This window comes from Arthrobacter sp. zg-Y769, assembly GCF_020907405.1.
In the GTDB taxonomy this organism is placed as follows: Bacteria; Actinomycetota; Actinomycetes; order Actinomycetales; family Micrococcaceae; genus Arthrobacter_B.
Genome location: NZ_JAJJOE010000016.1, coordinates 117598 through 137355, shown reverse-complemented (window position 1 = coordinate 137355; position 19758 = coordinate 117598). Strand labels below are relative to the sequence as shown.

Here is a 19758-nt window from a genome sequence, read left to right as displayed (position 1 = left end):
GGTTTGTGCCCAACGGCTGAGAACATAGAACTATGCAGACACTCAGCCTCAAGGAAGCCACCGACCTCGCAGAACAGGCAGCAGCCGTGGCGGAGGCCCATATTCCCTACGGGTCAGGGCTGGGCGCTCCGACGTCGTTCACGCTCGCCTGGCTAATGGCAGCCGCCGGGCTGGAGGATGTGCGGGTGGCCAGCGGAAGCTCGGGCATGGGGGACCATTTCTGGGTGGAGACGGATCAGTGGCGGATCGACCCGACCCTGCGGCAGTTCGCCCGAATGAAAGGCCGTCCGCTGGTGGGCCCCGTGGCCGAACCGGGCAATTTTGCCGCCGTCAAGTACCACGCGGTGCCCCGCTCCCGGCAGGAGGCAGTGCGGGAAGTCTCCTACGGATTCCGCAACGCCGCCGAAACCGAGGATTTCGTCAACGAGATGGCTGCAGCCATCAAGCTATAGGTTTCGAGGCACCCGGAGCCGAAGCACTCTGGTTGGCCTGAGATCAGCCCGCCACCGCGGACATGGAAAACTGGAAGCATGCAGCCGTTCGACAAAGTCCAGCCCATAGTCCTGCTCGTGGACAAGACAGATCCCGCCGCCCACCGCGACGCCGTTGCCGCTGCCGCCGTCGCCAGCGTCCGGGCCTACACGGCCATCCCGGAGAGTGAAGCGTGGGAGAACTGGCTGTATGGCCGGTTCACGAAGACCGTCCGCCGGGCGAATCCCAGTACCTTTGAGCGGCTGGCCGCCGAAGCGCCGTCGGGCCCGGTCACGGTAGGCCGTGCGCAGGCGATCGCCTTCGAACCGGTGACTTACGAGCAGATGCCCAAGAACCTCGCCAAGCTGCAGGTCTCGGGGACCCAGCTGCCGGACGAGGACCCGGCGCCCTGGCCGGGAATCGCCCCGGTGATCGTCCTGAACGCAGATCTGGACATGTCCACCGGCAAGGCCTCCGCGCAGGCAGCGCACGCATTGCTGTCCTGGTACCTGCAGCTGGAGCCGGCCGCACGGCAGGCCTGGCAGGACTCCGGAGAACCGGCGGGCGTGCGCTTCACGGCGGGGAACCAGTTTGCAGAGCTGGCCGCCCGTCCCGGCGCCGGTCCGTTGATTGTCGACGCCGGCATGACCGAGATTGCGCCGGACACCGCGACGGCGTTTGTGGATTCGGCCAGCTTCAGCCCGGCCCCCGGTTTGCCGGTCTGACACATGGGTCCGGAAAACCGGAGCCGTGATAAAAAGACTCGGGTGAGCGAGACCCAAGGGACACCGGCAAAAACCACCGGGCGGAGCCGCCCCCTGCCCTTCTGGCTGGTTGGCATGGCAGTGGTCCTGGTAGCGGTGAACCTGCGCCCCGGCGCTTCATCAGTGGGGCCGGTCCTGGCAGAGCTGCAGGCCGGGCTGGGCCTGGATGCCACCGCTGCTGGGGTGCTCACGGCGCTGCCGGGCCTGACCTTCGCTGCCGTCGGAGCGCTCGCCGTCGCCCTCTCCCGCAAAACGGGAATCAACGGCTCTATTGTGCTGGCCCTCGCGACGGTGGCCGCCGGACTTCTGGTCCGTTCGTTCGTGGATTCCGCGGCACTGTTCCTGGTGCTGACTGTGCTGGCCTTCGCCGGCATGGCGGTGGGCAACATCCTTGTTCCGGCCTTCATCAAGCGCCACGCCGGCAGGCATCTGCCCGTGCTGAATTCGGTCTACGGCACCACCCTCGCCCTGGGGGCCACCTTGCCGCTGCTGTTCGGCGGCATCCTGGCCGGAACGGATCCGGAGGGCTGGCGGCTTAGCCTGGGATTGTGGGGTGCCGCGGCGCTGGTGGCTTTTATCTTCTGGACGGTCCTGCTTCTGCGCACCGGGCGGGACCCGGTAGCTGCTACTGCCGGCGGAAAACGCGCCGGGACCCGCATGCGTTCCTCCCGCACCGCCGTCGCCCTGAGCATCTTCTTCGGTGTGCAGTCCATGCACGCCTACGTCCAGTTCGGCTGGGCCGCACAGATCTACCGCGATGCCGGACTGGAGCAGGCACACGCCGGACTGATGGCGGCGATCATTGCCGGGCTCGGCATCCCGGGCGGGTTGATCATGCCCGTGCTGGTGGCACGCTCACCGCGCCTGCGGACCTACATTGCCGGCCTCGGTGTTTGCATGGCGGCAGGCTACAGCGGGCTGCTGCTGGCTGCGGACACGCTGCCCTGGCTCTGGGCGCTGTTCCTGGGCGTGGGCGGATTCGCTTTCCCCACCGCGCTGGCGCTGATCACCGCCCGCTCCCGGGAACCGCGGGTTACCGCGCAGCTCTCGGGCTTCATCCAGCCCGTCGGCTATTTGCTGGCGGCCATGGGACCGTTCGCCATCGGTGCCCTGCACGATGCCTCCGGCAGCTGGACCCTGCCGCTGGCGCTCCTGATTGCCTCAGCCGTCGTGATGGTCGGTGCCGGCATCCGTGCAGCCGCACCGCGGTTTGTGGATGACGAACTGGAAGCGGTGTCGAAACCCCCGGTGATAGGTTCGTAAGGACTGGCGCAACCGCTTGTACCCTGCTTAGACACGAGGAAGGCTTGCAGATGAATAACCGTTTTGAGGGCAAAGTCGTTATTGTCACCGGCGCCGGATCCGGCATCGGCGAGGCAGCGGCCCGAGGGTTCGTTGCCGAAGGAGCCACCGTAGTCCTGACCGACACCGTGGCAGAGAAAATCACCGCCACGGCAGCCGACCTGCCCGAAGGCACCGCCACCGCCGTCGTCGCCGATTCCGCCAACTGGGACGACATCCGCAAGCTCGTCGAGGATACCGTGCAGCAGCACGGGCACCTGGACATCCTGGTGAACAACGCCGGTACCCTGGCCAACGGGCCGGTCGAGGAGACCGACGTCGAGGAATGGCACCGGGTCATCGAGACGGACCTGTCGGGCGTCTTCTACGGCACCAAGGCCGCGATCCCGCACCTGATCGAATCCAAGGGCTGCATCGTCAACACCTCCTCCGTCTCCGGCATGGCCGCTGACTGGAACATGAGCGCCTACAACGCGGCGAAGGGCGGGGTCAACAACTTCACCCGTGCCGTCGCCCTGGACCACGGCAAGGACGGGGTGCGCGTGAACGCCGTGGCACCGGGCCTGATCTGGACCGAGCTCACCGCCGACAAGAAGGACGACGAAGAGCAGAAGGCGAAGTTCGCCGAACGGATCGCGCTGGGCCGTCCAGGCCAGCCGGACGAGGTCGCGGACGCGATCCTGTTCCTGGCCTCCGACGCCGCACGGTTCATCACGGGCGCGATCCTGCCGGTTGACGGCGGCACCACGGCCAGCAACGGCCAGCCGCAGCAGGCCTAAGGGTTCAGCCTTGCCCGTGCCGCCCGGTGAGGTCAGCGCAGGTGCGAGGCACCGTTCACGTCGATCACCGTGCCGCTGACCCATTCCGGGGCATCCGCGGCGAGCCAGGCCACAGTTGCAGCCACTTCCTCCGGCTCCGCGACCCGGTTGAACGGACTCTGCGCCCGGATGGCGGCGCCGCTGGCTCCCTCCAGCGCGGGGCGGCCCATCCGGGTGTCCACGAATCCCGGTGCGACGGCGGCGGAAAAGATCCCGTACGGTGCCAGCGCCACGGCGAGGGACTGGGTCAGTGAGTGCAGCCCGGCCTTGCTGGCACCGTAGGCCGGGTTCTCCGGCTCTCCCCGGTAGGCGCCGCGCGAGCCCACATTCACCAGCCGCCCGCCCGAGGGGCCCACAGGCCGCTGGATCAGGTGCTCGGCCATCAGGCGGCAGAGATTCGCCGGCGCCATCAGGTTCACGTCGAGGGTCTGCCGCCACGCGTCCTGCCAGTCGGCAAAGGACCCGGACGTCACCGGCTGGGCCCGGAACACTCCGGCATTGTTCACCAGCACGTCCAGGCCGCCAAGCTGGTGAACGGCCTCGGTGAAGATCCGTTCACACTCGGCCGGGATGGCCAGATCTCCGACGACGACGGCATGCCCGGACCCGGGCAGCGCGTCGGCCACCCGCCGGGCAGCCTCGGCGTCGTGCCCGGCATGGACCGCCACGGTGTGGCCGGCCTCCGCGAGGGCGGCTGCGATTGCTGCTCCGATGCCCCGGCCGGCGCCGGTGACCAACGTGTTGTTACCCATGCGCCCGAGCGTACCCGCAGCGCCTATGGCACCGCCGACCGTGACGCTTCCAGGGCACGGATCAGCGTGGCGGCGTCATAGGGGCCGTGGTGCCGGCGGTGCCCGATGAAGAACGTGGGCGTTCCGCGCAGGTCCATGGACTCGGCGTCCAATGCATCATCCAGGACCCGGTTGCGTACCTCCGCGGACCGCAGGTCTGCCTCGAAGCGGTCCATGTCCAGGCCCAGGCCCCCCGCCGCATCCAGCAGGTCTTCGGGGAGCAGGTTGTCCTGATGCTCGAAAAGATGGGCACTGTAATCCCGGAAGCGGCCCTGCCGGGCCGCGGCCTCGGCGGCCTCGGCGGCTGACACCGCGTTGGGGTGGACCCTGGGCAACGGAAAATGGCGCCAGACGTAGCGCAGGTCGGAACCAAAATACTCCCGTACTTCCATGATGGTCCCCGTGGCCCGGCTGCAGAACGGGCACTCGTAGTCCCCGTATTCGACGAGGGTCAACGGTGCCTCCGCCGGGCCCACAACGTGGTCACGGGACGGATCCACCGGCCGGGCCAGCACCTCGCCTACGGGAACGGAAGGACGCTTCCTCTCCACGATCCTGAAGATGAGGGCTCCCGCGGTGAACGCCAACAGTGACCCGGCCAGGACCGCTACCCGTGCTTCGTTCCGCACCGCGGGCTCTTCGATGGCCAGGCCGATGATGAACAGGGCGATAGTGAATCCGATGCCGGAGAGGGCGGCGCCGCCGGCAATGCGGCCGAGCGTCAGCCCGGGACCGAACTCGCCTATCCGCAGTCGGTGCAGTACTGCTGCCGCACCGAAAATACCGGTGAACTTCCCCAGCACCAGGCCGCAGACAATACCCCAGGCGAGTGGTGACCGCAGGGCCTGTTCCAGTGTTTGCCAGTCCAGTCTCACGCCCGCATTGGCGAGGGCGAAGACCGGCAGGATCACGTAATCCACGTACGGGGTATAGGCGCTGTGCAGTCGGTCGTTAATGGAGATGGACTCACGTACGCTGTGCACCGCCGCCCGGGCATACCGGGAATTGGGGGACTGGCGGAAAACGCGGGTCAGCTCCAGCGCTTGTTCCACGTCCTGCCGGGCGGGCGGAAACACCGGGACCAGCAGGGCAATACCGACGCCGGCCAGCGTCGGGTGCACCCCCGAAGCGTAGAAGGCCAGCCAGATAAGGACCGCCAGGACGGAGTAGACGGCGCCCCGCCCGTACGGCAACCGGCGGGTCAGTGCGACGGCAGCCAGCCCGGCGAAGGCCAGCAGCAACGGCACGGGCTCCAGATGTTCCGTATAGACCAGGGCAATAATGCTGAGCGCGGCAATATCGTCCACCACCGCGAGGGTCAACAGGAAGATCCGCAGCCTGCCGGGAACCCGCGGCCCGGCGACGGCCAGCGCACCCAGCAGAAATGCGGTGTCGGTGGAGATGACCACGCCCCACGCCGCGGCGTCCTCCGTGCCCGCGGTGAACAGCAGGAAAACTACGGCGGGCACGGCAATCCCGGCTGCTGCAGCAACCACCGGAATCACCGCCCGGGACCGGTTGGTTAACTCCCCGAGGGCAAACTCCCGCCGCACCTCAAGCCCCACAACGAAGAAGAACACGGCCATGAGCGCGTCGTTGACCAGCTCCCGGGCGGTCAGCTCCAGATCCATGCTGCCTGCACGGACCTCGACGGTGGATTCCCAGAAGTGTTCGTAGGACCCGGCAAACGGTGCATTTGCCCAGAGCACCGCCACGATTGTGGCCAGCAGCAACAGGGCGGCGGGGCGCTTTTCCGCACCTCCGCCGGACGCGCCGGCGAGGGTGGTAAGACGATACGGGCGGCCGGGCATTGGACGCCCTACACCTGCGCCGGGACCGGTTGCACCAGCCTGCGGTGCAGACGGCCGGCCAGATCGGAAGTGAGCCCGCCGGCACGCAGCACGGCAACGGCACCGTCCGCAGCAGTGTCCAGGGCTGCCAGCATCGACCGCATTGCCGCCGGGTGGGCGGCCAGCACCGGGTGGTCCGCCGGGATGCCGTAGCCTCCGCTGAGTTCCGCCAGCCCCATCCGGCGGTAGACCTCAGGCAACCGGTCCTGGGTGCGGGCGTAATCCTCGGCGATGGCATCGGGTCCTGCCCCCAGCACCGCCAGCAGGGCAGCGGCGAACAAGCCCGTACGGTCCTTGCCGGCGGCACAGTGGAACAACACCGTCCCGGGGGAATCGGCCACGGCCTGAAGCCCCCGCACCAGGGCCTCCTTCTGTGCGGCGAAGATTTTCGCATACCACTGGCCCACGTGCTCCGGTGTGCGGACAGAGGCCAGCAGCTGTCCGGCCAGTTCCGCCGGAGCGCCCGCCGCCTCGGTCATGGGGAGGGAGAGATAGTGGATCGGGTGGTCCGCGGACGGGCCGCGTCCCGTGTGCCGTGCCTCGTCCTCGGAGCGCAGGTCAATGATCGTGTGCAGCCCGGCCGCCACCAGTTCGGCTACCTGCTCGGGCGTGGTGGTGGCGACGTCGTCGGCCCTGAACACCAGGCCCACGCGGATCTTCCCTCCGTCCACCGGAATTCCGCCCAGGTCGCGCAGGTTTGCCAGCGGTGCCGGGACGGGAACGAGGCGTTTCGGCATGGCAGGCTTCCTAGTCTGGGTCTTCCGGCCGGCGACGCCCGACGGCGCCGTTTGGCACAATCTTAGGCGCGTGCGGCAACCCGCGGGGGAGTGTGCCCCGACACCCGACTATGAGGCACGGCTCACAGGACGATAGGGTGAATTCGATCTCGCTCTTCGAAAGGCTCCACTATGCACCGTCGCATCTCCCATCCCGGACTCCAGAAACTCGTTATGACAGCCGAGCAGGCCGCGGCCATGATCAGACCGGGAATGACGGTGGCGATGAGCGGTTTTACGGGCGCCGGCTACCCCAAAGCCGTCCCGCAGGCGCTCGCCGCCCAGATGGAAGCGGCACATGCAAAGGGCGAAGACTTCCAGATCAAGGTACTGACCGGTGCCTCCACCGCCCCGGAGCTCGACGGGGTGCTCGCCAAGGCCGGCGGCATGGAACTGCGCCTGCCGTACCAGTCGGATCCCACACTGCGGAAGCGGATCAACGACGGCGAACTCGAGTACATCGATATCCACCTGGGGCACGTGGCCCAGTACACCTGGTTCGGGTTCTACGGGCACGTTGACCTGGCCGTGATCGAGGTGGTCGGTATCAACGAGGACGGCAGCCTCATACCGTCGTCGTCGGTCGGCAACAACAAGACCTGGCTTGAGCAGGCGGATAAGGTCATCATCGAGGTGAACCGCCAGCAGCCCGCAGCCATGGACGGTATGCACGACGTCTACTACGGCACCGCGCTGCCCCCGCACCGCAAACCCATCATGCTGGTGAACCCGGATGACCGCATCGGTGAGCCCTACCTGCGCCTGGACCCGGAGAAGGTCATTGCCGTGGTCGAAACCGACGCCCCGGACCGCATGACCCCCTTTGCGGCGCCGGATGAGACCTCGCAGCAGATCGCCGGGCACCTGCTGGACTTCTTTGAATCCGAAATCAAGGCCGGACGGCTGACCGACAAGCTCCTCCCGCTCCAGTCCGGGGTGGGCAACATCGCCAACGCCGTACTCGCCGGACTCTCCACCGCCGGGTACACCGGTCTCACCGCCTACACCGAGGTGATCCAGGACGGCATGCTTCACCTGATCCGCGACGGCGTGATCAAGGTGGCCTCCGCAACGTCCTTCTCGCTCAGCCCGGCGGGCATCGAGGAATTCAACTCCAACATCGACTTCTACCGCAAGCGCATCATCCTGCGGACCCAGGAAATCTCCAACCACCCCGAACTGATCCGCCGGCTGGGCTGCATTGCCATGAACGGCATGATCGAAGCCGACATTTACGGCAACGTAAACTCCACCCACGTGGCCGGCACGGCCATGATGAACGGCATCGGCGGCTCCGGGGACTTTGCCCGCAACGGCTTCCTCTCCGCCTTCATGTCCCCGAGCACGGCCAAGGGCGGGAAGATTTCCGGAATCGTTCCCATGGCCGCCCATGTGGACCACACCGAGCACGACACGATGCTCATCATCACCGAGCGGGGCCTGGCCGATCTGCGTGGCCTTTCCCCGAAGCAGCGGGCCCGGACCATCATCGAGAACTGTGCGCACCCGGACTTCCAGCCGCTGCTGCAGGACTACTTCGAGCGTGCCAGCCGGGACAGCCTGGGCAAGCACACTCCGCATCTGCTGGACGAGTCCCTGTCCTTCCACCAGCGGTTCGTGGAAACGGGAACGAGCCTGCCCGAGCCGGTCGTCCGCTAAAAACGGTCGGCGGCGGGGCTAGCTCCCGCGCAGCCGGTCCAGTTCGCGGCGGTCCTTCTTGGTGGGACGGCCGGCACCCCGGTCCCTGACCGGAATACCCAGTGCCGGAGTCGCGGGGCGGGCGGGTGTGTGGTCCATGAAGCAGTGCGACGCCGCCTCGGCACCGACGCGTTTGGCGATCAGCTGCCGTACCTCCAGGATCCGTTCGAAGCCGGGCTGCCGGATCCGGACGGTGTCCCCGGGCTGGACCGGCTGTGCGGCCTTGGCCGGATTGCCGTTCAACCGGACGTGGCCGGCCCGGCACGCGGCGGTGGCCGCGGACCGGGTTTTGTAGGCGCGGACAGCCCACAGCCAGGCGTCCACCCGGACGGATTTGGAAGTGCTCGCTGGAATGCTCATGGGAGTTCCGAGTCTAGCGAAGTCCGCGCAGCCGGGCAGCGTCTTCCAGCGCCTGCTGCTGCTCCGCGCTGACCAGGGACCCGACGACGACGGCGTCCCCGCCACCTGCCCGTCCTGCGGCATCCGGTGCGGCGGCAAGCAGGCCGCGGACCTCGGCGGGGGTGTAGGGGACCGGAACCCGGGTATGCGCCACCGCGTGGCAGGTGGGACACATCGGCACCAGGTCCGAGACCGGATCCAGCACGTATTCCGCGGCGAGATCGGCGGCCGGGGACAGATGGTGTACCTGCATCAGCGCGTCGGTTCCCGGACCGTACCGCTGCGCGGGGACCAGCCCGCAGGCCGTACAGCAGTTGCCGTGGAAGGCCAGGCAGAGCCGCCGGGCCTCACCGTCGTGTTCGTAGGCGTTGACGCGCTGCAGACCCAGTGCGCCGGCAGCCAGGGTGCCCGGGACCGGGCTCAGCGGATCCGGTCCGGATCCGAGGAAGCCTGACCAAAGCCGCCGCAGCGCGGGAACCGAGGCAGGGGGAACGGGCATGGTGCCGTCGAGGCGGGGCAGGGCCGGAAGATCTTCCTCGAGGAGGGATGCGGGCACCTGTTCGCCCAGGGGCAGCAGCCGATCAAAGTCCACCGTGACGGCGTCGGCGGACGTCCCGATGCCCGGCGGAACGACGACGCCGTGGCCCGCCAGCCCCCGCGGTCCCCGCCCGCTGCTGCCGGAGAGCACGAGCCAGACTTCGGTTCCGGCGTCCGGCCGGGAGCCGGCCAGCGGCATGCTTCGGCGCAGGGTGCCGCCGTCGGCCAGGGCAGCAACCGCCGGACCGTAACCGCCCGGCCAGGGATCAGGCAGGTCCGTATTCCAGGCCAAAAGGATTGAGGCCACCGGTTAGCGCGGCTGGTACGTGAGGCAGTCCGCCAGTTCCGCGCCCGGTCCCACCCGCACATCATGGGCGTCGCACATCAGGTGGTTGTTGAACCGGCACTCATTGCGCTGGCAGGCGCCCACCTGGGCGAGGACCTTTGGCAGGCCGCCGGTGGCGGACGTATCGATGAACGTGGCGCAGCTGGCGTGGTCGGGAGTGCCGCCGACAGTGATGGCGTAGGCGGTGCAGCCCTCATGGTTGAAGCCGCAGCTGGACACCGTGCAGTCCTGCACCTGGGCAACATGATCGGTCATGGTTCCTCCAAAAAGGTGGTCATTCTCTCCGTGCCTGGTTTCGAACGTACCACCGTCGTGCGGGAATAATTAGCGCGAATTTCCCTACCCTATTTGACCGGTTTGGCCTGTGCCGTCCCGTTGGGTAGAACGGAAGGATGACCGCAACGCAGGCCCCGGACGCCGCCGACTCTTTCCAGCTCGCCGCCGCCGCCTCCGGCCTGGACCTGGACGCGGCCCAGCTGGCCGTTCTTCCGGCCCTGAACCGGGCGGCAGCGGCGGCACGGTCTTCGGAACCCGCGCCGGGGAATTCCTCGGTGTACCTGTGGGGACCGCCCGGCCGGGGCAAGACCTGGCTGCTGGATACGCTGTTCACGAGCGTGGACATCCCGGAGAAGCGCCGGCTGCATTTCCACGACTTTTTCCGGGAGCTGCACAGCCTGGTCTTCGCCGGCTACGGGAACCCCGGCTACCGGCAGGATTCGGCCTTCGCCGTGGCCCTGGACCGGATGCTGGGGTCGGTCCGGCTGCTGTGTTTCGACGAGTTCCATGTCAAGGACCCGGCCGATGCAGCCTTCATCACCCGCCTGCTCCGCACCGTGCTGGACCGCGGGATAGTCCTGGTGGCCACGTCCAACTACGCTCCGCCGGAGCTGCTTCCGGATGAGATGTTCCATCATCTGTTTGAACCCGGAATTGCACTGATCACCGAGCACCTGCAGGTCCTGGAGCTGGACGGGGACACGGATTACCGCGCCCGCCCCGGAAACACGGCCGGTTTCGCCGCCGGGCACCATCTGCGCAGCGACGAGGACGGGCTGCTCGCCGACATCGGCCTGGTCCGGCCGGGCACGGGGGAGCGGATGCAGCTGACGCCGGGCACCCGCACGCTGCAGGCTCTTCGAGCGGACGGGGCGCAGGTGTGGTTCGATTTCGAGGATCTCTGCCACGCCCAGTCGGCCACCTCCGACTACCTGCACCTGGCGCAGACGCACCGGCACTGGGTGATCAGCTCAGTGCCGCCCACTGACGGGTCGAACCCCTACGGATGGCAGCGCTTCGGCAATGTGGTGGACGTGCTGTACGACGCCGGGTGCCGCCTGGATGTCATCGGGATGCCGGATTACGACGGCCTGTTCCCCGGGACGGCGCACCCCACGGACCTGGCGCGGATCCGCAGCCGGTTCTCAATGCTGCAGCAGCTGCCCGCAGCCGGCGGCTAGGCGGACCCGATGGCTGGGCTGCCCGATGGCTAGCGGCCGCGGCCGCTAGCTCCCGCCGTCGGCCAGATCCTGGGCGTCCACGAGTTTCTGCCGGGCCTTCTCCGCCGTCCGACGGGCGGAACGGGCGGCGCGCCGGGCATTGTCCCGTTCGCGTTCCAGTTTCCCGGAGCGACGGTCCACGGCTGCGACCTCCCGCTCGAGCTGCCGGATCCGTTCCCGCAGTTCGTCGATTTCATCCGTGAGCTCGTCCCGGCGGCCGGCGGATTCGTCCACTTGCTGTTGGGCGGCGTCGAGCGCCTCCTGCGCCTGGCGCTCGCCGTTTGCCGCTTCCTCAAGTTCGGCCTGCGCCTTCCGGACAGCCCGCTGGGCCTCAGCCTGCCGCCGTCGTACCGCCGCAGTGTCCTGGCCGGCGTCCTTGTCCTGGCCGGCAGCGCCGCGGCCGGACAGCGGGCGGGTACCCGATCTGCCTCCGGCACCGTGGGGCACCGAGTCCGGGTCGGCAACCGCGCCGTCCAGGTCCACCTCTTCCCAGCCGCTGGCCGCCAGGGAACGGACCAGCTGTCCGCTGGCAACCGCGTCGGCCGCCGAGGGATCGGTCATCGCGGCCCAGAGGGTCTGCTCGGCCTCGGCTGCCAATGATTCGCTGACGGGGTGGTCCAGCTCGGCGGCAAGGCTGCGGGCTTCGCGGACGATTGCGCGCAGCAGCCGCTGGCGTTCGGTGCTCAGGCGCCGGAGCTGCTTCTGGTCCAGGTCTTCCTGGGCTTCGCGCAGGGCCGCTCCCAGCTCCAGGACCTGCTCGAGGTCCTCGCGCCGCCGGTCCGCCAGCAGATTGACGAGCCAGGCCGCCGTCGAGGGCTTCGGGAGGGCCTTGATCCGCTTGGCCAGCTCCTTGTCCCCGGCCCGGGCGGCGTCGGCGGCCCGGGAATTGCGGGCGGCAGTGAACTCAGAGGGCAGAAGCGCGTAGAGGCCGGCGACGGCGGCGCCGAGCGGGGGCGGGGATTGCCGGTCTGCGGCACTCACCCGAAGACACCGAACCGGCCCAGCGCCACCACCAGGGAAAGCACCATCAGGATGGCCGCGAGGCCAATCCGGTTGCGTTCGCCGCGCCGGACATGGACCAGGATGGCCAGTGCCATCAGCACGGCCAGCGCCGAGGCGGCTATCGGCGTCAGCACGGGAAGGGTCCCGGTAGCCTCGGGGATGATCAGCCCGGCCGCTCCCAGGACTTCGAGGACACCGATCAATTTCACGGTGCCTGCGGAGAAGTCCTCGGGCCAGCGGAGGTTCTCTTTGAGCCGGGCATGGCCTTGGGTGATTTTTACGAATCCGACTCCGGCAAAAAGCAGCGCCAGTAGCAGTTGGACTAACCACAAGACCAAAGACAGCATGGGTATAAGCGACTTTCTGTATGCGGGCAGGAGTCGGCGCATAAAAACGGTGGAACCGGTGGAACCAATGGAACCATCACAACCCAAGCATGGTCTGCTGCCCGGGAACTGCGCAACAACGGGCGTGGCGTATTCGTGCAGGTCAGGTGCGGTCCGGCCGCCTGTCCGGCGGCCTGGATGTGCTCGGCACGGCGGTGCTGGAACGGACGATGAACTCGGTGGGGTAGAACCCGGCCTTCGTCGCGGGAAGCACCGCTTCGTCCCGCATCAGGGCCAGGACCGCCGCCACCGCTGCCGCCCCCTGCCCCGCTGGATCCTGGCTGATGGTGGTCAGGCCGAACACGCCGCCCAGATCGTGGCCGTCAATTCCGATGACCGACACGTCTTCGGGAACCCGCAGTCCCAGTCCCCGGGCGGCCAGGATGACACCCACCGCTATTTCGTCGGAGGCACAGAAGACAGCAGTGGGGCGGATGTCCGGCTGTGCCAGGAGTTCCTTGCCCGCCTCGACGCCGCCGGCAACAGAAAACTCGGAACTCGACACCCACGTTTCCTCCAACGCAATGCCGGCTTCTTTCAAGGCATGCTCGTAGCCGCTGCGGCGGGTTCCGCCGAGCTGGAAATCCCGTTCCAGCTCCTTGCCCCCGCCGATATGGGCAATGCGCGTGTGGCCCAGCGAGACCAGGTGCCGGGTAGCCAGCGCGGAGATGCTGAACTCGTCGACTCGGATGGCGGGGGTTCCAGGCAGCGGCCCGCCGATGGTGACGATGGGTTTGTCCACTGCCCGGAGCTGGGCCAGTTCTTCGTCCGTGAGGCGCAGGGCGACGGCAATCACCGCGTCCAGCCTTTTGCGGCGCAGCATCTCGGTGAGGACGCTCTCGCGGTGTCCGGGGCCGTCGCTGGTGTTGTACAAGGTCAGGTCATATCCGGACTCGAGCAAAGCGGTGGCAGCGCCCTGCAGTACCTGGGAAAAGTACCAGCGGCCGACGCTCGGCATAACGACGCCGACATTCCGGGTGCGCCCGGAAGCGAGGGAGGACGCGTTGTAGGAAATCACGAACCCAAGTTCGTCGGCGGATGCCAGGACCCGACGTCGGGTAGCTGCCGAAACTTTCCCGTTTCCGCTCAGTGCACGCGAAACCGTCGCAGCGGAGACGCCCGCGTGCGCGGCGACTTCTTTAATTCCTGCCACCGTTGCCTCCGGTTGGGTGGATGTGCGGTCCGGGTGGCTAGCGTAGCCGAACCCAGGCGCTGGAATCGGGCAGCAGGTTCCCGTCCCACACGGCACCGTTCCGGCTGCAGGCGATCAGCTCGCCGGGCGGCAGTGGAATATCCGTCCCGCCCATGTTCATTACGCCGCCAACGTTGCCGTTGGCGAAGGCAAGTACGTGCTCCGAATCGTAGCCGGGCCACCAGGCCAGGGAGCCGTTGCCCAGCTCCAGTTCACGGCGCAGGTCAAGCGCTATGCGGTACAGGTTCAGGGTGGAGTCGGGGTCTTCGCGTTGGGCGCTGCGAGCCAGCTGGTTCCAGCCCTCGGGCTGCGGCAGCCAGGAGTTGCCGGTTTCGTTGAAGCCCAAGGCCGGCCCGTCCGGCGTCCAGGGCAACGGCACACGGCATCCGTCCCTGCCCAGCCGTTCCCCGAAGGTGCGGTGGAAGGTTGGGTCCTGGCGGTAGGCGTGGTCCATCTCCGTGTGGTCCGGCAGTCCCAGCTCCTCGCCCTGGTAGAGGTAGACGCCTCCGGGCAGGGCCAGCATCAGCAGGGTCGCGGCGCGGGCACGGGCAATTCCGAGGTGGTAGTCCGGCTGCGGATCGGCCGCACCTATTCCGTCGCCCGGGCGCGCCTGCCAGCCGGTCAGCCCGAAGCGGCTGGTGTGCCGGACGACGTCGTGGTTGGACAACACCCACGTGGTTGGTGCCCCGACCCGGTCGAAGGCGTGCAGGGAGGACTCGATGACTTCCCGCAGCGCCGGGGCGTGCCAGGGGTGGTGCAGGTAGGCGAAGTTGAAGGTCTGGTGCATTTCGTCCGGACGCACCCAGTCGCTGAGCCGGTCCACCGGGTCGATCGTCGCTTCGGCGCAGAGCACCCGGTCACCTTCGTAGGAGTCCAGGATTTTCCGCCAGGAACGGAAGATGTCGTGGATGCCGGGCTGGCCGAACATCGGGGCTGCCTCGCCGGGGAAGCCTTCGGAGGAGGACCCGTCGGCCCGGCCGCCCCAGTCCGGGAGCCCGGATTGCTTGATCAGCGCGTGGGCGACGTCCACGCGGAACCCGCCGACGCCGCGGTCGAGCCAGAACCGCAGGATCTTTTCGAACTCGGCGTGCACGGCCGGGCTGTCCCAGTTGAAGTCCGGCTGGGAGGTATCGAAGAGGTGCAGGTACCACTGTCCGGGGGTGCCGTCGGGTTCGGTGATGCGGGTCCAGGCCGGGCCGCCGAAGTGGGACTGCCAGTTGTTCGGCGGGTTTCCGCCGTTCTCGCCGGTGCCGTCGCGGAAGATGAACATGTCCCGGGCGGGGGAGCCGGCGGGGGAGGCCAGTGCGGCCTGGAAGAGGGGATGCTGGTCGGAGCAGTGGTTGGGGACCAGGTCCACGATGACGCGGATGTTGTGTCGGGAGGCTTCGGCGACGAGGGCGTCGAAGTCTTCCATGGTTCCGAAGAGAGGGTCCACGGAGCAGTAGTCGGCGACGTCGTAGCCGGCGTCCTTCTGCGGGGAGCGGTAGAACGGGGAGAGCCAGATGGCGTCGATGTCGAGTTCGGCCAGGGCGGGCAGTTCGGCGGTGATGCCGGGCAGGTCTCCGACCCCGTCACCGTTCAGGTCACGGAACGAGCGAGGGTAGATCTGGTAGATCACCGAAGACCGCCACCACTCACGGTCAGCGGAAGCAGGGTGTACGGCAACCAAGCCGGCCGAAAAATCATCAAGAACGGTGCTGATCATTGGGCCATCCTAGGGCCGTGGAACGAAAAGATGGAAACGCTTCCATTTGCGTGTCGCTAATGGTTGGATTTCCCGATATCCGTCACCACCCACGCAAAGTGCGTTGGGTTTTTAAACATGGTCCGATACGCGCAATCCCCCTGACTTAAGGGCACTGGACGGATAGTGTGCACGCGCTTACACTTTCGTTTGTCTTAGCTCGCACCCGCGTAATGCCGGACTTTCCCGGGCTTTTCGCGGCAGGCTCATTTCCCCTTTTCGGGGCAAAACAGAAGAGGTACACCAATGAAGGTGCGCACAACGGGTACGTCGGCATTGCGCCGGCGTACCTTTACTCTCGGTGCCGTTTCGGTCACCGCTGCTCTTGTCCTCTCGGCCTGCGGAGGCGGCGACGGCGCCGACTCCGAGTCCGAATCGACGGACCTCACGACCGCCGGCGCCACCACGTTGACCATGTGGGTGGACGCCGAGCGTTCCCCAGCGCTGACCGACATCACCGCGAAGTTCAAGGAAGACACCGGCATCGAGGTGAAGCTCGTAACGAAGGACTTCCAGCAGGTGTCGGATGACTTCATCACGCAGGTTCCCACCGGCAAGGGCCCGGACCTCATCGTGGGCCCGCACGACTGGGTCGGGAAATTCGTCCAGAACGGCGTCATCGCACCGATCGAACTCGGTGACAAGGCAGGCCAGTTCCAGGACGCCGCGGTCAAGGCAATGACCTATGAAGGCAGCACCTACGGTGTCCCGTACTCAATTGAAAACATCGGCCTCCTGAGGAATGCGGACCTGGTAGCGGAACCTGCCGCCACCATGGACGAAGTGATCGCCAACGGCAAGAAGGCCGTGGCCGACGGCGCGGCAGAGTTCCCGTTCCTGGTCGGCCTGGATCCCAAGCAGGGCGACCCCTACCACCTGTACCCGTTCCAGACCTCCATGGGTGCCCCCGTCTTCGGAACAGATGAGACGGGCAGCTATGACGCAACGAAACTTGAGCTGGGCAACCCCGGCGGCGCGGAGTTTGCCGCCAAGCTCAAGGAATGGGGTGAAGGAGGCGAAGGCATCCTGAATTCCAGCATCACGCCGGATATCGCCAAGGAGAAATTCAGTGCCGGAGCTTCCCCTTACTTCCTGACCGGGCCGTGGAACGTCCCCGATGCGGAAAAGGCCGGCATCAACCTGGTGGTGGATCCGCTGCCCACCGCCGGCGATAAGCCCGCCCAGCCCTTCGTCGGTGTCAACGGCTTCTTCATCAGTGCCAAGAGCCAGAACACCCTGGCGGCAAATGAATTCGCGCTGAACTACCTCACCACCGAGGCCGTACAGGATTCCATGTTTGAAGCCGGCGGGCGGCCGCCTGCACTGACGGCGTCCTTCGATAAGGCAGCCTCCGACCCGGTAGTCGCCGCATTCGGTGAAATCGGCGCCAACGGCGTACCCATGCCCGCCATCCCCGAAATGGAGCAGGTGTGGGCCGATTGGGGCAGCACCGAGCTGGCCCTGATCCAGGGCCAGGGCGACCCCGCGGAGTCCTGGGCCACCATGGTCACCAACATCCAGTCCAAGATCGCCAAGTAGCTCCGGGCCACCGGAGCAACGCAACACAGCCCGCACGACGGCGGGCAGGACCCGGCCGGGGCGCTGCGGCACATGCCCCAGCGCTCCGGCCCGGTACCCGTTCAAGGAGAACGCCAATGGTCGATCAGCTGGACACCCCGATACGCGGAGCGAAACCCGTGGGCCAACGGCCGCCGGAACGGCGCCGCACATCGGAGTCCCTGGGTGGAACACTTGCGAAAGTCGTTCTGCTGGGACTCACGGACGCCTTTGCCGTCTACGTGCTCATAGCCCTGTTCCTGAACGAAAAGTGGGCGGTCCTGGCGGTTGCTGCCCTGGTCACCCTCCTAATCAACTGGATCTACCTGCGGCGCGGAGGGCTGCCTGCCAAGTATCTGGCGCCGGGCGTGCTTTTCCTGGTCGTTTTCCAGGTGTTCGTGGTGGTCTACAGCGGCTATGTGGCCTTTACCAACTACGGGGACGGCCACAACAGCACCAAGGCGGATGCCATTTCCGCCATCCAGTTGACCGCTCAGAAGCGCGTCCCCGATTCCCCCTCCTACCAGGTGAGCGTGGTCGAGAAAAACGGTGAGCTGGCGCTGCTGGTCACCGACCCGGACGGCACCGTGGAATTGGGCAGCGTCGACGAACCGTTGGCCGAGGTCGATGCCGAGCTGGACGCAGGCGGCAAAGCCGTAGCCGTGGATGGTTATGAAACCCTGAAGTTCAATGACCTGCTGCAGCGCCAGGACGAAATCCTCGAGCTTCGCGTCCCCTTCTCCGACGACTTGGATGACGGGATCCTGCAGACTTCGGACGGCTCCACCGCCTACGTTTTCAAGCCGTCGCTCGTCTACGACGAGGCTGCGGACACCTTCACGGATACCGAAACGGGGGAGGTCTACACCGACGGCGGCGAAGGTGCCTTCGTCAGTTCCAACGGGGAGAGGCTTGCCACCGGGTGGAAGATCAACGTCGGGTTTGAAAACTTCGCCCACGCCTTCACGGATCCGGGCCTGCGCGGCCCGCTGCTGGGCGTCGTTGCCTGGACCTTTACCTTCGCCCTGCTCTCCGTCCTGCTGTGCTTCGGCCTGGGACTGTTCCTGGCTGTGACTTTCAACCACTCCGGCCTGCGCGGCAAACGGATCTACCGGACGATCATGATCCTGCCCTATGCCTTCCCGGCGTTCCTGGCAGGACTCGTCTGGTCCGGAATGATGAATCAGGACTTCGGCTTCATCAACAACACGTTCTTCGGCGGCGCACAGATTCCGTGGCTAACCGATCCCTGGCTGGCCAGGGCAAGCGTTCTGCTGGTCAATACCTGGCTTGGCTTCCCTTACATGTTCCTGGTCTGCACCGGAGCGCTGCAGTCACTCCCGGAAGAAGTAAATGAGGCGGCCCGGATGGACGGTGCTTCCAACTGGCGGATCTTCCGGTCCATCAAGCTTCCGCTGCTGCTGGTATCCACGGCACCGCTGCTGATCTCGACGTTTGCGTTCAACTTCAACAACTTCAACGTAATCTTCATGCTCACCGGGGGCGGGCCGCGGTTTGAGGACACCAGCATGGACATCGGCGCCACCGATCTGCTGATCACCCTGGTGTACAAGGTGGCCTTCGGGCAGGGCACCGGCCGCGATTACGGGCTGGCCAGCGCACTGGCCGTCCTGATCTTCATCATCGTGGCCATTATTTCCACGGTCAGTTTCCGGCAGACCAAGGCATTGGAAGACGTGAACTCATGACGCAGACCCTTCAGCCCGCAGCGCCCCTCAGCCAGGACCGCACAGCACCGAAGCCCCGCCGGAACTTCGGTGCCTGGTTCAAGGACAAGGGCTGGCGCCATCTTGTCGGCGTGGCCATTGGGGCGTTTGCCCTGCTGCCGCTGGCCTACGTGCTTTCGGCCGCGCTGAACCCCTCCGGCACGTTGGTCTCCACCAACGGGTTGTTCAGCACGCTTTCGTTCGGCAATTTCCAGGACCTCTTCGCGGACCCGCAGAAACCCTTTGCGAAATGGTTCGTGAACACCCTCGTCATCGGGCTGGTCACCAGCGCAGGGACAGTCTTCCTGGGGGCACTGGCTGCCTATTCGTTCTCCCGCATGCGTTTCCGCGGCCGGCGGATGGGCCTGCTGACACTGATGCTGCTGCAGATGTTCCCCCAGATGCTGGGCGTCGTGGCCATCTTCCTGCTGCTGAGCGGGATATCCGACGTCGTTCCCTGGCTCGGCCTGGGCAGCCAAATCGGGCTGATCATGGTGTACCTGGGCGGCGCACTGGGGGTGAACACGTACCTGATGTACGGCTTCTTCAACACCATCCCGACCTCACTGGACGAGGCTGCACGCATCGACGGCGCAAGCCACATCCAGATCTTCTTCACCATCATCCTGCGCCTGGTCACCCCGATCCTGGCCATTGTGGGGCTGTTGTCCTTCATCACGGCCACCGGTGAATTCCTGATCGCCTCGATTGTCCTCAACGACCCGGACACCCAGACACTCGCCGTCGGCCTGTATTCGTTTGTCGGTGACAACCAGTCCCGGACCTGGGGCGTGTTCTCCGCCGGCGCCGTCCTCGCTGCGTTGCCTGTCATGGCTCTGTTCCTGTTCCTGCAGCGCTACATAACGTCGGGGCTTATTGCCGGGTCGGTCAAGGGCTAAGGC

The 19758-nt window shown here is 66.7% G+C and carries 19 protein-coding genes; 9 read left to right on the top strand and 10 right to left on the bottom strand.

The annotated features are described in order from the left end of the window. Positions 1 to 32 precede the first annotated feature (32 nt). From LOC60_RS15115 to LOC60_RS15100, 4 genes are all read left to right on the top strand, one after another. A complete protein-coding gene (locus tag LOC60_RS15115; RefSeq protein ID WP_230026467.1) occupies positions 33 to 452 on the top strand; it encodes a hypothetical protein in 420 nt (139 codons plus the stop codon). A 78-nt stretch (positions 453 to 530) separates the two neighbouring features. Next, positions 531 to 1196, top strand: coding sequence for a peptidyl-tRNA hydrolase (locus LOC60_RS15110; protein WP_230026465.1), 666 nt, complete (start codon positions 531 to 533; stop codon positions 1194 to 1196). 42 nt (positions 1197 to 1238) lie between these two features. After that, positions 1239 to 2498, top strand: a complete 1260-nt coding sequence (locus LOC60_RS15105; protein WP_230026464.1) for an MFS transporter — start codon at positions 1239 to 1241, stop codon at positions 2496 to 2498. Positions 2499 to 2548: 50 nt separating this feature from the next. Further along, positions 2549 to 3316 (top strand): SDR family NAD(P)-dependent oxidoreductase, encoded by a 768-nt coding sequence (locus LOC60_RS15100; RefSeq protein ID WP_230026463.1) that lies wholly within the window; start codon positions 2549 to 2551, stop codon positions 3314 to 3316. A gap of 32 nt (positions 3317 to 3348) precedes the next feature. On the opposite strand, the gene LOC60_RS15095 is transcribed toward LOC60_RS15100, so the two are convergent. From LOC60_RS15095 to LOC60_RS15085, 3 genes are read right to left on the bottom strand one after another with little or no spacing between them, the layout of a single operon-like run. Then, positions 3349 to 4107, bottom strand: coding sequence for an SDR family NAD(P)-dependent oxidoreductase (locus tag LOC60_RS15095; RefSeq protein ID WP_230026461.1), 759 nt, complete (start codon positions 4105 to 4107; stop codon positions 3349 to 3351). A 23-nt stretch (positions 4108 to 4130) separates the two neighbouring features. Then, positions 4131 to 5957 (bottom strand): Na+/H+ antiporter NhaA, encoded by a 1827-nt coding sequence (gene nhaA / locus LOC60_RS15090; protein WP_230026460.1) that lies wholly within the window; start codon positions 5955 to 5957, stop codon positions 4131 to 4133. A gap of 8 nt (positions 5958 to 5965) precedes the next feature. Next, positions 5966 to 6733 carry a tyrosine-protein phosphatase gene (locus LOC60_RS15085; protein WP_230026459.1) on the bottom strand — a complete coding sequence of 256 codons (768 nt, stop codon included), beginning with the start codon at positions 6731 to 6733 and terminating at the stop codon, positions 5966 to 5968. A gap of 171 nt (positions 6734 to 6904) precedes the next feature. Here LOC60_RS15085 and LOC60_RS15080 point away from each other — a divergent pair, with 171 nt between their 5' ends. Beyond that, positions 6905 to 8431, top strand: coding sequence for an acetyl-CoA hydrolase/transferase family protein (locus LOC60_RS15080; RefSeq protein ID WP_230026458.1), 1527 nt, complete (start codon positions 6905 to 6907; stop codon positions 8429 to 8431). 18 nt (positions 8432 to 8449) lie between these two features. On the opposite strand, the gene LOC60_RS15075 is transcribed toward LOC60_RS15080, so the two are convergent. From LOC60_RS15075 to LOC60_RS15065, 3 genes are read right to left on the bottom strand one after another with little or no spacing between them, the layout of a single operon-like run. Then, complete coding sequence (locus tag LOC60_RS15075; RefSeq protein WP_230026457.1) at positions 8450 to 8830, bottom strand: RNA-binding S4 domain-containing protein; 381 nt, start codon at positions 8828 to 8830, stop codon at positions 8450 to 8452. A 13-nt stretch (positions 8831 to 8843) separates the two neighbouring features. Next, positions 8844 to 9698, bottom strand: coding sequence for a restriction endonuclease (locus LOC60_RS15070; protein ID WP_230026455.1), 855 nt, complete (start codon positions 9696 to 9698; stop codon positions 8844 to 8846). A gap of 18 nt (positions 9699 to 9716) precedes the next feature. Then, positions 9717 to 10007, bottom strand: coding sequence for a DUF1540 domain-containing protein (locus LOC60_RS15065; RefSeq protein ID WP_230026454.1), 291 nt, complete (start codon positions 10005 to 10007; stop codon positions 9717 to 9719). A gap of 137 nt (positions 10008 to 10144) precedes the next feature. Here LOC60_RS15065 and zapE point away from each other — a divergent pair, with 137 nt between their 5' ends. Next, positions 10145 to 11209: a cell division protein ZapE gene (gene zapE / locus LOC60_RS15060; protein WP_230026453.1), complete on the top strand. Its 1065-nt coding sequence runs from the start codon at positions 10145 to 10147 to the stop codon at positions 11207 to 11209. A gap of 45 nt (positions 11210 to 11254) precedes the next feature. Here zapE and LOC60_RS15055 read toward each other — a convergent pair whose 3' ends face one another. The 4 genes from LOC60_RS15055 to LOC60_RS15040 form a co-directional block, all read right to left on the bottom strand. Then, a complete protein-coding gene (locus LOC60_RS15055; RefSeq protein WP_230026452.1) occupies positions 11255 to 12229 on the bottom strand; it encodes a hypothetical protein in 975 nt (324 codons plus the stop codon). Further along, complete coding sequence (locus tag LOC60_RS15050) at positions 12226 to 12597, bottom strand: DoxX family protein (RefSeq protein WP_230026451.1); 372 nt, start codon at positions 12595 to 12597, stop codon at positions 12226 to 12228. Before LOC60_RS15050 ends, LOC60_RS15055 begins: the two co-directional genes overlap by 4 nt. Positions 12598 to 12739: 142 nt before the next feature. After that, complete coding sequence (locus tag LOC60_RS15045; RefSeq protein WP_230026450.1) at positions 12740 to 13789, bottom strand: LacI family DNA-binding transcriptional regulator; 1050 nt, start codon at positions 13787 to 13789, stop codon at positions 12740 to 12742. Positions 13790 to 13826: 37 nt separating this feature from the next. Then, positions 13827 to 15533 (bottom strand): glycoside hydrolase family 13 protein, encoded by a 1707-nt coding sequence (locus LOC60_RS15040; RefSeq protein WP_230026448.1) that lies wholly within the window; start codon positions 15531 to 15533, stop codon positions 13827 to 13829. Positions 15534 to 15818: 285 nt separating this feature from the next. Here LOC60_RS15040 and LOC60_RS15035 point away from each other — a divergent pair, with 285 nt between their 5' ends. The 3 genes from LOC60_RS15035 (at position 15819) to LOC60_RS15025 (ending at position 19755) form a co-directional block, all read left to right on the top strand. Then, on the top strand, positions 15819 to 17111 hold the full coding sequence (locus LOC60_RS15035) for a sugar ABC transporter substrate-binding protein (protein ID WP_230026447.1): 1293 nt from the start codon (positions 15819 to 15821) through the stop codon (positions 17109 to 17111). A 116-nt stretch (positions 17112 to 17227) separates the two neighbouring features. Continuing rightward, entirely contained in the window at positions 17228 to 18838 is a 1611-nt protein-coding gene (locus LOC60_RS15030) for an ABC transporter permease subunit (RefSeq protein WP_230026446.1), read from the top strand. Then, on the top strand, positions 18835 to 19755 hold the full coding sequence (locus LOC60_RS15025) for a sugar ABC transporter permease (RefSeq protein ID WP_230026445.1): 921 nt from the start codon (positions 18835 to 18837) through the stop codon (positions 19753 to 19755). Before LOC60_RS15030 ends, LOC60_RS15025 begins: the two co-directional genes overlap by 4 nt. Positions 19756 to 19758: the final 3 nt, after the last annotated feature.